Genomic DNA, 14,232 nt, shown 5'->3' on the forward strand with positions numbered 1-14,232 from the left:
TCGGCCTTAAGTTATGTGCCAGATATATTTTTTGACTTTCTTACCAAAATATCACCATATTTTTGCATATTTGAGTAAAATATGCGTTTATTCAGGAGAATTGATGGCTAATTTTTTCAGATTTTATATTGCATATTCTGCGAAAACATTATAAATTATGAACTTATAGGGGAATAATTCAATTAGCTATCTTCAAACTAAATTCTGATTAAGTAAATCTACCAGATATAGTTCAAACTGCACACAATTTGAGCAGTAACGGAGAAATATTATTGTTTGCCCAAGCCAGGTTACAGATGTACAGACAGGATACAGAGTCATCTGGGAATATTTATGGTGTGGCTGTTTTTAGGAATGATCACGTTGAGACAGGCAAAAACTGCCTAGCTAGGATTCACCAAATAGATAATTGATGAAAAACCAACTGAGTATAGATTAAATTGCGGAGAAATTAGTAGTTTAACTTATTATTTATAAGTTATTTTTTTCAAAGCAATTTTCTATGCAAAAGCTGGTTTTTGTTATGCTAGAAATCATAAATCATCAATGAAGGCGCATCTACTAAAACTTACCCTCTGAATGGAGTTACTCTAGCGATGCCAATACATGAATTAGTAACAGATGAAAATATAGAAGAACAAGCATGGCGAGCGCTAGAGAAGTCAATTCTCTATTATCAAGGTCGCCCTGTTGGGACTGTAGCCGCCCATGATGTTTCTGTAGAAGCGCTGAATTATGATCAGTGTTTTATCCGTGATTTTGTCTCTTCAGCCTTAATTTTTCTGATTAAAGGGAGAACAGATATTGTGCGGAATTTTCTAGAAGAAACTTTGAAGTTGCAGCCGAAAGAAAGGGAGTTAGACGCATATAAGCCAGGGCGAGGGTTAATTCCAGCTAGCTTTAAAGTTGTGGTTGATAATGGAGAGGAACATTTAGAAGCGGATTTTGGGGAACACGCTATAGCTAGAGTTACCCCTGTAGATTCTTGTCTATGGTGGATTATTTTGTTGCGTGCTTATATAGTCGCCACTAAAGATTATTCTATAGCCCGTCAACCTGATTTCCAAAATGGTATTCGGTTAATTATGGAAATCTGTTTGGCCAATCGTTTCGATATGTACCCCACATTATTGGTTCCCGATGGTGCTTGTATGATTGATCGTCGGATGGGTATTTATGGTCATCCTCTGGAACTTCAAGTATTATTTTATGGGGCTTTACGTGCAGCCCGTGAGTTGTTAATTTGTCAAGGTAATGAAGATATCATCGCAGCCATTGATAATCGCTTACCTTTATTATGCTCTCATATTCGCCAGCATTATTGGATAGATATTAATCGGCTAAATGCAATTTATCGTTTCAAGAGTGAAGAGTATGGCAAAGGGGCGGTGAATCTATTTAATATTTATGTAGATTCTCTTCCCTATTATGAATTAGATAAATGGCTACCGCGCAAAGGTGGTTATTTAGCTGGAAATGTCGGTCCATCACAGTTAGATACTCGTTTCTTTGCACTGGGTAACTTGATGGCGATTATTTCCGATTTAGCCACGGAAGAACAATCACAAGCAATTATGACTTTGATTGAGGAAAGATGGGATGATTTGGTGGGAGATATGCCGATGAAAATCTGTTTTCCCGCCTTAGAGAATGAAGAATACAGAATTATTACTGGGTGTGACCCCAAAAATATCCCTTGGTCATATCATAATGCTGGCAGTTGGCCTGTGTTAATGTGGATGTTTGCCGCAGCTGCTGTCAAAACAAATAAAACTGCTTTAGCCAGAAAGACTATTGAAATTGCTAAAGCCCGGCTGAGTGAAGATGAATGGCCGGAATATTATGACGGGAAGAAAGGGCGCTTAATTGGTAAACAAGCGCGTAAATATCAAACTTGGACAATTGCGGGTTTCTTGTTGGCAAAAGAATTGATGGATAATCCCAGTTATTTGCCTTTAGTCAGTTTTGATGAATTACCTCCAGAATCTATTTCTCGCGCTTGTGAGTTTGAAGTTGGCAGTGTAGAACCTTTCATATCTCGCTAGAATATTTTACTGTGGTAATACTTCCGAAAAGTTGTGCAAACTGTCCAAAATAAACATTGTTTTTAAAGCCCCTTTGTAATTCTATGGGGCTTTTGTTATTTGCTAAATTGCTCTGAGTGATAACTTTAAAAAATCGAGTATATGGGACAATGAAGTAAATGAGAAACTTGGGTTATTTTGAGTGTATGGACGGTGGAAATCGCCCTAGATATACCGTGGCAGAAACTAGGTGGGTTATACAGCACATTTCATTTTAGTGAGGTACACAAGGGCGGGCAAGACTTGGCTTGAGCGTAGTCGAAAGCTGCCTACCCAACAAAAGTTTCATTGTTTCTTTTTGTACCTCATATCTCTGCAAATTGCTGTATATCCATCAATACATGAAAAGCATTGCAACGGCAAAGAATAACCAGAGTTTATCTCTTGCTAAAATCCCATAAAAATGGAGTGTTTCTCACAATGGAAAGAGAGGAATTCATAAAGGTTGATGACTTAGAGAAACAGGCATGGGAAATTTTAGAAAAATCAATTATTAAGTACCAAGGTCGTCCTGTAGGTATAATAGCTGCCTATGATACTTCGCAAAAATCTTTAAATTACGACCATTGTTTTATTAGGGATTTTGTGCCGTCAGCATTACTTTTTTTAATTAAAGGTAAATATGATCTTGTGCGTAATTTTCTGGAAGAAACTTTAAAATTACAGCCAAAAACCGGAAAATTTGATGCTTATATCCCAACTCAAGGTTTTATTCCTGGTAGTTTTAGAGTTGTATGCAAAGATGGTGTGGAGTCTTTAGAGGCAGATTTTGGTGAACACTCCATCGCCAGAGTTACACCTGTTGATTCTTGTCTATGGTGGGTGATTTTACTATACGCTTATGTAAAAGCCACAAAGGATATCCATTTCGCATTGCAGCCTCAGTTCCAGGAAGGAATTATGTTAATTATGGAACTCTGCTTGGCGACTAGATTTGATATGTATCCCACGCTGTTAGTACCTGATGGTGCTTGTATGATTTATCGGCGGATGGGTATTTATGGTTATCCTTTGGAAATTCAAGCGCTATTTTATGCGGCTTTGCGGTCTGCACGCAAGTTGTTGATTTGTGCAGGGGATGAAAAAATTGTGGATGGAATTGATAACCGCTTACCTCTATTAAGAAATCATATTCGTGATCACTATTGGATTGATCGAAAAAGGTTGAATGTAATTTATCGTTTTAAGGGTGAAGAATACGGAGAGTTAGCAGTTAATCAATTTAATATCTATCCTGATTCTATTCAATATGCTAATTTGGCGATATGGTTGCCAAAAAATGGTGGTTATTTAGCAGGTAATGTTGGTCCTTCTCAATTAGATACTCGCTTTTTTGCGCTGGGAAATATGATGGCGATTATTTCGTCTCTTACTAGTGAACAGCAGTCTCAAGCTATTATGAATTTGATTGAGGAGCAGTGGGAGGATTTGGTGGGATCAATGCCGATGAAAATCTGTTTTCCGGCTGCGGAAAAGGAGGAGTATCGGATTTTTACCGGATGTGACCCCAGAAATATTCCTTGGTCATATCATAATGGTGGTAGTTGGCCGGTGTTATTGTGGTCTTTGATTGCTGCGGCACAAAAAACAGGCAGAAAGGATATTGGTGAAAGGGCTTGGGGAATTGCTCAAGCACGTCTGAGTCAAGATCATTGGCCGGAATATTATGATGGTACGCGGGGAGTTTTAGTGGGTAAGGAAGCGAGAAGATATCAAACATGGACAATTTCTGGCTTTTTGCTGGCTAAGGAGTTGATGCGGAACCCGGCGCATTTGGCTTTAATTAGTTTTAGTCAGTTTGATGTGGAGAATGCTTCTCAGTCTTGTGAGTTGTAATTTTGGTCAGAGGATGCTTGATTGGCTAAAAATACTTCTGCTTCTTTTTGGTTTAGGGGTTGGGAGAATAGATACCCTTGACCAAATTTGTAACCCAGGTGTTGTAACCATTCTAGTTGTTGTTGAGTTTCTACTCCTTCGGCGATCGCATTCAGTTCTAAATGGTCACTCAATGCCATAATAGTTTGAACAATCTGATGATTTCTTTTACCTGATTCAATTTGATGCACAAAGGAGCGATCAACTTTCAGATTATCCAGAGGTAAACGGTGGAGATAATTTAAGGATGAATATCCTGTACCAAAATCATCAATGCTAATTTGAATGCCCCGCTCTTTTAACTGACGAAGTAGAATAATAGTAGATTCAATATCTTCAATTAACATACTTTCAGTAATTTCTATTGTGAGGCAATGGGCATTTAATTGAGTTTCTATAAGAATGCGATCAATTTTTGCTAATAAATCAGGCCTATGTAAATCTTGTGCCGATAAATTGACACTCATTTTGATAGCAGAAAGATCAGAAAACTTACTTTGCCATGCTACTAGTTGCTCACAGGCTGTACTCATTGCCCAAAAATCTAGCGCTGTAATCAATCCAATTTCTTCAGCGACGGCAATAAATTCTCCGGGGAATTTCAAGCCTTTGGTGGGGTGTTCCCAGCGAATTAGTGCTTCAAAGCCGACAAGATTTCCAGTTCCTAGAGCGACAATTGGTTGATAGTGCAGGATAAATTCCTGAGATTTGATGGCGCGGCGCAGATCGTTTTCTAAATGCAGTCGATTCAAAGCCTGAATGTGCATTTTATTATCAAAAATTTCATATCCTGCTTTGCCTTGGTTTTTTGCCCGATACATGGCAATATCAGCATCTCGCAACAGGTGAGAGGCTTCAACGTAGTCTTTTGTCCCCAGGACAATGCCAATACTGGATGTTGTGTATACTTCCCGTTCTTCAATGAATAGAGGTTTTTGTAACTCTAACAATATCTGTTCTGTGATGCCAATTACTTGCTGCATATCCTGAATTTCTTCCAGTAGGATGACAAATTCATCCCCTCCCAGGCGAGCGGCTAGATCGACTGGTCGCAGTGTGGATTGAAGTTTTTCGGTAATGGCAATCAGTAATTTATCCCCTGCTAAATGCCCTAAACTATCGTTAATGACTTTGAATCGATCAAGATCAATAAATAAAACGGCAAAATGATAATTTTCTAGTCCTTTAATTCTTTGAATAGCTACTTCCAATCTTTCCATGAAGCAACGGCGATTGGGCAACCCTGTTAATCGATCATGGAGGGCTTCGTATTCTAACTGATTTTGCACTTGGACGCGTTCAGTGACATCGCGGGAAGTGGTTTCCAGTTGAATAATTTGCTCTGTAGGATTAAGAATCGGCTTAGTCAGGGTTTCAAACCAGATATATTTACCAGATTTCTGAAGCATCCGATAGGTGATGGGTATGGGTTTTTCCCCGGTCAATGCTCTGGAAATCTCCTGCTCAACCTGATAGACATCATCAGGATGAATGAAGTTATAAATATGTTGTTGCACCATTTCTTCATGGCTATACCCCAAGAGAAATTCACAAGATGGGCTGACGTAGAGATATTGACCATTGACATTGTGCAGGCAGACGAGATCGTTGGTATTTTCGGCTAACAATCGATAGCGGGCTTCACTTTCTCGCAGGGCTGCTTCTGCTTGTTTGCGATCGGTAACATCCACAATTAATGTATCCCAAATAATGTCACCATTGGCTTGCAGGGTGGGTCTACCAGCAGCTTCTAGCCATTTTTCTCGCCCTGATGGTGTGAGAATCCGCCACGCCCATAACCAGGGTTCTAAGGTTTGTGCTGATTCCATGACTGAGGCGCGCATTCCAGGTATGTCTTCTGGACAAACCATTTGCCAGAGAATATTAACATCTGCTACTAAGTCTGCGGCTGTGACTTCCCAAAGTTGATAACAGCCTGGAGTCACATAAAGTATACCGTCAGTACCATCAGGGCGAAGTATGTAACGAAAAATTGCCCCTGGGACATTGGCGGCCATATTTTGAAACCGGGCTTCGCTTTCTCTGAGAGCTGTCTCCACCCGGCGACGTTCGGTTAGCTCTTCTTGTAACTGTTGGTAAAGATTGGCTTGGTGAATAGCAATTTCTAGTTGTTCGGCGACTGACTGGGCTAGGGCAATTTGGTCATGATTCCAGGTAAAGGGTTTTTCCGCAGTTGTAATGGTGAAACTGCCCCAAAGAGTATTTTCAATGACCAAGGGAATCAGTAACCAGGCTCCAGGTATGTTTTCAGCAAGTTCTCGGTTAATCTCATTGTCCACCTTGGTTGTATCTTCCACCAGTACCACCTGGAATTGCTTGAGTTGATTAGCAAAGGGATTACCCGCGTCAGGTATTTCAAAGCCAATGGTAGTTAGGGTGTATGGATTGTGGCGAAATTCAGCGATATGTTTCCAAACACCCTGTTCTGGTAGATATTGCACCACCAAGCAGTCTAGGATTTTCAAGAGTTGTGCAGTTTCGGTTGTAGCAGTGGCAAAAATTGTGTCTAAATCTAGGGAGTTGCGAATGGAATGGAAAACTCGATTCAGGGCTTTTTCCCGTTGAATGCGCTCCTGTAAGGCGGTGATGTCTCGCCCAACGGATTGAATTTCGCTTAACTGCCCATGTTCATCAAAAATTCCTAAGTTAATCCAATGTGTCCAGCCAATTTGGTTGTGGGCGCGGTAGTCTTGATTAATGTTTTCAAAGATGGGGTTTTCTGGAGTCAGGGCGGCAATTTTGCGATATAAATTCTCTACGTCTTCTGGTGGTACAAAGTTGCTCCATTGCTGTCCGATGACATTTTCTAAGGATTGGTTGAGGGCTAGGCAAAGAGCATCGTTAGCAAAGGTGATGCTGGTATCGGGGAGCGATCGCATAATCAAGTCTGTTTGTACTTGGATCACTTGGCGGTAACGGCGTTCACTTTTGAGCAGAGAATTTTTGATGATTTGCTGTTCCAATTCCCGGTGTTTGCGATCGGTTATATCTTGAAATGCCACAATCCCATACCTCACCTCTCCCTGATCATCAAAAATTGGGGTTGCCCAAATCTCCAGAGAAATCACCAGATCATCACGATGAATTTCTACATCATCTACCCAAGCCTTTTCTCCAGCCAGACACCGACTACTAGGTAAGGCTTTTGAGGGATAAAGAGCATGATCATCGCCCTGACGCTGTATTTGGAAGACTTCTGAAAGTTGTTCAGGAATCAGTTCTAATGGGCTTGTTTCACCCAGTAATGCCTGTCCGAGGTCATTGATATAAATAAGTTTCCCTGTTGACTCATGGACAGCGATCGCAATGGGGGTAGCATCTAATAATTGAATTAAATAGCTTTGATTTTCTGATAAAGCGGCACTTTCTCTAAGTGACTTTATTAGAAACTTCACATTCTCTGGGGTATTCGCCCAATCCTCCGAACCAATTTTCTGGAGGGAAAAGGGTTGCTGTTTTTTCATAACAACATTGACAACCTAGTAAAACGTGAGTTCGAGAAACTGAAAATGCCCGTATACAGAGGTTACGCGCAGGAAAAATTTTTTATCTGGTGCATCAGGGAAAATACATCGTCTCAGGCTTTCATAAATCATAACTTGATAGATAGTGATTGACTAAAAACACGGAAAATCTAGGTTAAATACCTAAAATTTAGACTTTGTATTTCTTTTTTCCTGTCGATGCCTAAATTATAGTATATTACGAATTGTTCGTACTCAGTTATGATCCATACACTCAATTGGTTGTGATATTGAGCAGATCATGTCAATCAAAAGAATAAGTAGGTCGGCGTAAATAATTATTGTTGGAATAAGGCAGGGGGCAGGGGGAGAAAGAGTTTGAGCCTTATTTACTTTTCTTCACATAGTTTGGTTTTATCGCATCGACTTACTTAACCAGCGAATAAAATTTCTGATGGTTGGTGTTGGTTGTAGATAATTATCAGTAGGCGATCGCATTGGTTAAGATATAAACACGTGTGTTACCTCTGCGTTCTCTCGGATCTACCATATTTCATGACCAACCCCCGTCAAATAGCTTTTCATGCCCTGCGAGATGTTCACAAAGGTGCTTATGCTGATGTAGCCTTAAATAGAGTGTTACAAAAAGTCAACCTGCCGAATCACGATCGCCGTTTATTGACAGAATTAGTCTATGGCAGTGTCAGAAGACAACGGACTCTAGATGCACTGATTGACCAACTAGGTAGTAAAAAATCTCACCAACAACCCAAAGACCTCCGCAGCATTTTACACTTGGGTTTATACCAACTGCGCTATCAAGAGCGTATCCCGCCTTCGGCGGCTGTGAATACCACTGTGCAGTTAGCTAAGGAAAATGGCTTTTCTGGTCTGACGGGTTTTGTTAATGGTCTGTTGCGGCAATACATCCGGCTAGGGGAGAAATTACCAGAACCTCTACAGTTACCGGAAAACCCGGTGTCAAGGTTGGGAATTTTATACAGTTTCCCTGATTGGATTATTCAGGTGTGGTTAGACGAGTTGGGTTTAGAACAGACAGAACTACTGTGTGATTGGATGAACCAAACACCGACGATTGATTTACGAATTAATCCCCTGCGGACAACAATTGCGGACGTTGAGGCGGCTTTGCAGACAGCTGATGTTTTGGTGAAGCGGATTCCTAATTTACCCCAGGCTTTACGATTAATTGGTAGTTCGGGGGCGATAAATAATTTACCGGGTTTTAGTGAAGGTTGGTGGTCTGTACAAGATGCTAGCGCTCAACTTGTAGGTTATTTACTTGATCCTCAAGCCGGTGAGGTGGTGATTGATGCTTGTGCTGCGCCAGGGGGCAAAACTACCCATATTGCTGAGTTAATGGGGGATGAGGGGGAAATTTGGGCTTGCGATCGCACGGCTTCCCGCTTGCGTAAACTCAAAGAAAATGCTCAACGTCTGCATTTACAATCTATTCAAATTTGCACAGGTGACAGTCGCAATTTACCGCAATTTTATGATAAAGGCGATCGCCTTTTACTCGATGCTCCCTGCTCTGGCTTAGGAACCTTACACCGTCACGCCGATGCACGTTGGCGACAAACACCAGACTCTGTGGCAGAACTCTCCAGCTTACAGGCAGAACTATTAGCACATACATCTGAATTTGTCAAACCCGGTGGTGTCTTGGTTTATGCGACCTGTACCCTACATCCTGCCGAAAATGAAGCCGTGATCTCTACATTTTTAGCTAATCATCCCCATTGGCAAATTCAGCCCCCCAGCATTAACTCCCGTGATTACACTTATGCTACCCCCCAAGGCTGGGTAAAAGTTTGGCCTCATCGACACAACATGGATGGCTTTTTTATGGTGCGCTTAAGAAAAACCAACGATTCCGAATGAATACTGTTTGGGATTGTACTATTTTGTCAAAGCCACGAATCTACCGCAAGAGGCAGCAATGGTTACTGATTCCCATGTGAAAACTTTAGTTAAAATTTTGATTGGTGCAGCTTGGATTGATGGTAAAATCCAGCCGGAAGAGCGGCAATATCTGCGGGAAATAGCCCAAGCCAAAGGTTTGGCAACTGACCCAGAAATTAAGCCTTGGTTATACGAATTAGTTCCTGTACAACCAAAAATATGTTACGAATGGATAGAAGAATACTTAGGCGATCGCCCCAGTCAAGAAGATTGCGAAAATCTCATTGAGGCCATCAGTGGTTTAATTTACAGTGATGGGGAAGTTGCTGTTGAAGAAGCACGACTACTGACAAAAATCCAGGAATTAACCAAACTTAATCAATCCACTCCGCCAGTACACACAGCCTTGCTGAAACAAATTCAACAGCTTTATCGTCGCTGGGTTGAAGTTCAAAACTAACAGAGAATATTCAGTTGAGCAGACGCGATAAATCGCGTCTAGTAACCAAAAATTAAGACTTTGGTTCACCCACACCTGGGGTTTCTTCTGATTCAATTTTAGGGACAAAATCAGGACGCTCTTTGCTTTCCCAACCAGCAGGACGTTTAGAATTGTACCAAGCGATAGAACCAATAGTGACAGCAGCAATAAAGCCAACTACATACACCAAAGTAAAAGCTAAGGGAAAATTGTTTCCTTGGGAGACGGCTTTGGCTGCTGTTTGCATCAATAAATTCATGAGTATATTCTCCTACTTTAAGGAACACTACATAAGACTCTATTCAATAGAGCGTATCACTTAAATCAGCCAGAAGTATTAAATACTTGATGTCATCAATAATATTTTCATATTTTTTGCTGACTGGATATCTGTGATCCAACTCAGCCTAAAATAGAGTTAGATATCAATTACCATCAAAATGGCTCACTACCAAAAACTACTCAGGATTTCTACCACTGGTAAGAACTTCCAGAACATCACCGCCAAAATTGCCGCTATAGTTGCAGAGTCTGGGGTAGAAACGGGACTTTGCACCTTATTTTTACGTCACACCTCGGCCAGTTTGGTTATTCAAGAAAACGCCGACCCAGACGTATTAATAGATTTAGCCAACTTCATGGCCAAACTCGTACCAGAATCAGATAAATACATCCATGATGCTGAAGGTGCAGACGATATGCCGGCACATATCCGCACAGCATTGACTCATACCTCTGAACATATTCCCATAAATAGTGGTCATTTAGTCCTGGGAACTTGGCAAGGTATTTATATTTGGGAACATCGTCAGCGTAGTCATACTAGAGAATTAGTTGTTCATATTTCTGATTAGGAAGTCAGTGGGAAAGATAGTAACTTTTTAATCGCCAATATCAATTTAATATCAAGATGGATAAATACAATTAACCAGAAGTCCAGTTTCCCTCCTCCCTGGCGGGTACGGTAGAAATTATATACAGCCTCACAAATAATTGGTATAAGTAAGTTGGTGAGAATAAAGACAACTATGTTAATTAATGTAAAAATATTGTAACTTAGCCCTTAATTTAGAAGTTTAATCCTGACTACAAATACCATGAATTACCTAATATGAAAGATGACTTAAAGCCCAGCCAAATTTTTCAATTCCTGGATGAAATCTTAACGGAAAATTCTATTAATCCATTAAGTCTTAATCCTCACAAGAAATTGATCACTAGTTTTGCAGAACTGGAAACCATAATTACTACCATTACCACAGACAAAAAATTTATTTTTGCCTTGGGGGATACTTTAGAGCAAATAGTTTACGCCCAAGTGCAGAACTTTCCAGAAAACATCTTCTGGGATTTTGATTTTCTGGTCAAAAGTATGGTTAAACAGGCTCTGATAGCAGATGCAGGCGCTATTTCTTTTTTTAAATCATTTGGTGAAAAAATGATTTTACTAATCAATTTATTTGGGATTAAACAAGAAATTCGCTTCCGTTATGTTCATGATTTCATGTATGGCTTTGATTGGGCAAAATGGGTACAAAAAGAACCAGAAACTCGTTACCAATCAGACCCTTTTAATTTAGTATTTTTAGATGACTTACTGATCAAAGGGGAAAAACTGATTAAACATCTTAATTATGGTCAGGTGACATCCTATAAACTTGGTAAAACAGGATATCGTAATCCTTTTGATTTTTCCCGTGAACCAGAAGATGAGAAGTTGTTATTCCATTCCTTAGCTCAAGAAAAACTAATTCCTGTGGAAATATGGAATTGGGATACTGTTCCTGTGTGGAATAAACCTTTCCAAGAAATGCGACAGGAGTTAGCATTAAAGTTAAATATTCAACCTCAAGATCACTCATGAAAGCATTTGTCGCTGGAGCCACAGGTGAAACAGGTCGCCGCATTGTTCAAGAACTCATAGATAGAAATATTCCCGTTCGCGCTTTGGTAAGAGATATAGACAAAGCCAGAGCTATTTTACCACCTGAAACGGAGTTAGTTTTGGGGGATGTATTACAACCTGAAAGCCTGAATACTGCTTTAGGAGATAGTACCGTTTTACTGTGCGCCACTGGAGCAAAACCGAGTTTTGATCCCACTGGCCCCTATCAGGTGGATTTTGCAGGTACTCAAAATTTAGTCGCTGCTGCTAAGTCCCAAGGAATTGAGCATTTTGTCTTAGTCTCTTCTTTGTGTGTTTCTCAGTTCTTCCACCCTTTAAATTTGTTTTGGCTGATTTTGGTGTGGAAAAAACAAGCTGAGGAGTATATTCAAAAAAGTGGTTTGACTTATACTATTGTCCGCCCTGGTGGTTTGAAGAATGAAGATAATTCAGATAGAATTGTGATGCAGAGTGCTGATACATTATTTGATGGTAGTATTCCCCGCAAAAAAGTTGCTCAAGTTGCTGTAGAGTCTTTGTTTGAGCCAGGCGCAAGGAATAAGATTGTGGAGGTTGTAGCTAAACCAGATGCTGCTGTTAAAAGCTTTGCAGAGTTATTTGCTCATGTTGCTTAATTAATAAGTTTGAACTTTACCGGAATCACTGCGTCGGTTGTTGTTGTTAGTCAAAAGCGAATTTGAAGGAGTCTGACACTGAAAGAGTTTAAACTCAAAGGCGTTGAGAATCTCATTGGCCCCATCGCCTCACTGCTGGCTTTTATCTGTTTGTTGCAGTGGTATATCTATGGTACATTGCGATCGCCTAACGATCCTGTGTTTACAGTGCAACAACCGCCTTTAGTGATGCAAGGAGGTGATCCTTATATCCGGGCTTTAATGCGAACTATCTCCGCCAGTGAAGCTAATGGGAATCGTCCCTATTCTCTGTTATATGGTGGTCAGCAGGTTAATAATCTCAGTCGTCACCCGGAAATCTGTGTCACCATTGTCAATGGTCCGAATAAAGGTAATTGTTCTACTGCTGCTGGTAGATATCAAATTATCAATAATACTTGGTTTGAAATCGCCCCTCGCTATCATCCCCAACCTCCTAACCAAATGATGTTTTGGTCTGGTTATAGTTTTGAGGCTGAGTATCAAGATGTGGTGGTTTACCGTTGGTTGAAGGATACGAAGGTTTGGGGAACTGATATTTCTCAACTTCTGCAAAAGGGGAATGTTAATGATGTTTTGCGGCGACTTTCTCCGACTTGGACTAGTTTGGGATACGGTATAGAAACTAATTCTATTAGTAGTTCTTTGCCGAAGATATATCAGAAAATGTTGGCAGAGGAGTTACAGGCTGTTGGTAAATAAGGGGAGCATCAGAATAAACGTTCGCGTAGCGTGCGCGTAGCGCATACCGCCAAGACGCAAAGAACGCCAAGGGAAGAGGGTTTTATAGGGTTTTTGCATCAGTTTCCATATTTTTACCAAATTGGGATGCTCCCGTAAATAGGTGTTGGGAATTACGAACCACAGAGGCGCAGAGGACACGGAGTTAGGCGGAAGATGGGGAGTATTATTTGGGGGTGGGATTTGTGAGAAAGTTTTGCATATTTTGCACGAATTTTTGCGTGTTTTCTAAGTGGATGTTATGCCCAGCATGATTGATTATTTGTAATTGGGCAAGTTGTGCTTTTTTAAGTATTTCTGTGTTGATTTCTCGGAATTTTTGATCATGTTCACCAACTAATAGTAATAAGGGTGTGGTGTTCTCTGCTAGTTTATTCCATAAGGAAAGCTGCTTCCCGGTTCCCATAAATTGCAATGACTTGGCTAATTCTTCTGGCTGATTTTGCAGCCGACTAGCTAACATGGTGGCAAATTGGGGATGATGTTTGATGTCGCTAAATATGGGTTGATTATACCAATTGTTTAAAAAAGTCTCAAAGTCTATTTTGCTAGTAGTTCTGGCTAATTTTCGGGCTATTTGAGCATCACTTTTAATTCTGGCTAACTGTTCTCTTTCTGTGGCTAATCCTGGGGATGCTGATTCGAGAATAACTTTAGTAAAATGCTCTGGGAAATGTAGAGTTAAATATAAGGCTAATCTTCCACCCATTGAATAACCAACTAGCAAACATTGGTTAATTTTTAATTCGGCTAATAAGTTAATTATGGCATTAGCTGTATTTTCCATTGTATAGTATTCATCCCCACCTAATACTTGGGTTTTGCCATGTCCAGGTAAGTCAACGGTGAGTAGGGAATATTCTTGATTTAGTAATTCTATAACTGGCTGAAATTCTGCTAAGTTACCCATGAAACCATGCAAAAATAAAATAACTGGTTTGTTTGAGTGAGTAATGAATGAATAATTTAGTTGATAGGTTTTTTCCATGACAGGACTTACGAAAAATTAGGAGAAAACTAACCACAAAGGACACAAAGGACACGTTCGCGTAGCGTGCCGAAGGCATAGTAAAGAGGGTTT

Annotated in this window: 11 protein-coding genes; 8 read left to right on the top strand and 3 right to left on the bottom strand. The window is 40.3% G+C overall.

The window, feature by feature from the left end; all coding sequences use genetic code 11:
* Positions 1–596: 596 nt before the first annotated feature.
* Both ACM0OP_RS04105 and ACM0OP_RS04110 read left to right on the top strand, forming a co-directional pair.
* Entirely contained in the window at positions 597–2,045 is a 1,449-nt protein-coding gene (locus ACM0OP_RS04105) for a glycoside hydrolase 100 family protein (RefSeq protein ID WP_414527116.1), read from the top strand.
* A gap of 459 nt (positions 2,046–2,504) precedes the next feature.
* Positions 2,505–3,920, top strand: coding sequence for a glycoside hydrolase 100 family protein (locus tag ACM0OP_RS04110; RefSeq protein ID WP_414527117.1), 1,416 nt, complete (start codon positions 2,505–2,507; stop codon positions 3,918–3,920).
* On the opposite strand, the gene ACM0OP_RS04115 is transcribed toward ACM0OP_RS04110, so the two are convergent.
* Complete coding sequence (locus tag ACM0OP_RS04115; RefSeq protein ID WP_414527118.1) at positions 3,902–7,444, bottom strand: bifunctional diguanylate cyclase/phosphodiesterase; 3,543 nt, start codon at positions 7,442–7,444, stop codon at positions 3,902–3,904. The genes ACM0OP_RS04110 and ACM0OP_RS04115 overlap by 19 nt on opposite strands.
* Positions 7,445–7,999: 555 nt before the next feature.
* Between ACM0OP_RS04115 and ACM0OP_RS04120 the strand changes: the two genes are divergently transcribed.
* Together ACM0OP_RS04120 and ACM0OP_RS04125 are read left to right on the top strand one after the other, a co-directional pair.
* Complete coding sequence (locus tag ACM0OP_RS04120) at positions 8,000–9,349, top strand: 16S rRNA (cytosine(967)-C(5))-methyltransferase (RefSeq protein WP_414527119.1); 1,350 nt, start codon at positions 8,000–8,002, stop codon at positions 9,347–9,349.
* A gap of 58 nt (positions 9,350–9,407) precedes the next feature.
* Complete coding sequence (locus tag ACM0OP_RS04125) at positions 9,408–9,830, top strand: tellurite resistance TerB family protein (protein ID WP_414527120.1); 423 nt, start codon at positions 9,408–9,410, stop codon at positions 9,828–9,830.
* 52 nt (positions 9,831–9,882) lie between these two features.
* Here the strand turns inward: ACM0OP_RS04125 and psb35 are convergent, their stop codons facing one another.
* Positions 9,883–10,110 carry a photosystem II assembly protein Psb35 gene (gene psb35, locus ACM0OP_RS04130; protein WP_414527121.1) on the bottom strand — a complete coding sequence of 76 codons (228 nt, stop codon included), beginning with the start codon at positions 10,108–10,110 and terminating at the stop codon, positions 9,883–9,885.
* Between the two features lie 181 nt (positions 10,111–10,291).
* On the opposite strand from psb35, the gene ACM0OP_RS04135 reads away from it, so the two are divergent.
* The 4 genes from ACM0OP_RS04135 (at position 10,292) to ACM0OP_RS04150 (ending at position 13,112) form a co-directional block, all read left to right on the top strand.
* Positions 10,292–10,705, top strand: coding sequence for a secondary thiamine-phosphate synthase enzyme YjbQ (locus tag ACM0OP_RS04135; RefSeq protein ID WP_414527122.1), 414 nt, complete (start codon positions 10,292–10,294; stop codon positions 10,703–10,705).
* Between the two features lie 257 nt (positions 10,706–10,962).
* The gene (locus ACM0OP_RS04140) at positions 10,963–11,715 is read left to right on the top strand and encodes a hypothetical protein (protein ID WP_414527123.1); all 753 of its coding nucleotides are present in this window, start codon (positions 10,963–10,965) and stop codon (positions 11,713–11,715) included.
* A complete protein-coding gene (locus ACM0OP_RS04145) occupies positions 11,712–12,371 on the top strand; it encodes an NAD(P)H-binding protein (RefSeq protein WP_414527124.1) in 660 nt (219 codons plus the stop codon). Before ACM0OP_RS04140 ends, ACM0OP_RS04145 begins: the two co-directional genes overlap by 4 nt.
* A gap of 114 nt (positions 12,372–12,485) precedes the next feature.
* Entirely contained in the window at positions 12,486–13,112 is a 627-nt protein-coding gene (locus tag ACM0OP_RS04150; protein ID WP_414527155.1) for a glycoside hydrolase family 24 protein, read from the top strand.
* Between the two features lie 205 nt (positions 13,113–13,317).
* Here the strand turns inward: ACM0OP_RS04150 and menH are convergent, their stop codons facing one another.
* Complete coding sequence (menH, locus tag ACM0OP_RS04155) at positions 13,318–14,139, bottom strand: 2-succinyl-6-hydroxy-2,4-cyclohexadiene-1-carboxylate synthase (protein WP_414527125.1); 822 nt, start codon at positions 14,137–14,139, stop codon at positions 13,318–13,320.
* Positions 14,140–14,232: the final 93 nt, after the last annotated feature.

The organism is Nodularia chucula CCY0103, assembly GCF_963923915.1.
In the GTDB taxonomy this organism is placed as follows: Bacteria; Cyanobacteriota; Cyanobacteriia; order Cyanobacteriales; family Nostocaceae; genus Nodularia; species Nodularia chucula.

Coding starts and splice junctions, on each gene's coding strand:
- ACM0OP_RS04105 (WP_414527116.1), top strand. CDS start 597: ATGCCAATACATGAATTAGTAACAGATGAAAATATAGAAGAACAAGCA.
- ACM0OP_RS04110 (WP_414527117.1), top strand. CDS start 2,505: ATGGAAAGAGAGGAATTCATAAAGGTTGATGACTTAGAGAAACAGGCA.
- ACM0OP_RS04115 (WP_414527118.1), bottom strand. CDS start 7,444: ATGAAAAAACAGCAACCCTTTTCCCTCCAGAAAATTGGTTCGGAGGAT.
- ACM0OP_RS04120 (WP_414527119.1), top strand. CDS start 8,000: ATGACCAACCCCCGTCAAATAGCTTTTCATGCCCTGCGAGATGTTCAC.
- ACM0OP_RS04125 (WP_414527120.1), top strand. CDS start 9,408: ATGGTTACTGATTCCCATGTGAAAACTTTAGTTAAAATTTTGATTGGT.
- psb35 (WP_414527121.1), bottom strand. CDS start 10,110: ATGAATTTATTGATGCAAACAGCAGCCAAAGCCGTCTCCCAAGGAAAC.
- ACM0OP_RS04135 (WP_414527122.1), top strand. CDS start 10,292: ATGGCTCACTACCAAAAACTACTCAGGATTTCTACCACTGGTAAGAAC.
- ACM0OP_RS04140 (WP_414527123.1), top strand. CDS start 10,963: ATGAAAGATGACTTAAAGCCCAGCCAAATTTTTCAATTCCTGGATGAA.
- ACM0OP_RS04145 (WP_414527124.1), top strand. CDS start 11,712: ATGAAAGCATTTGTCGCTGGAGCCACAGGTGAAACAGGTCGCCGCATT.
- menH (WP_414527125.1), bottom strand. CDS start 14,139: ATGGAAAAAACCTATCAACTAAATTATTCATTCATTACTCACTCAAAC.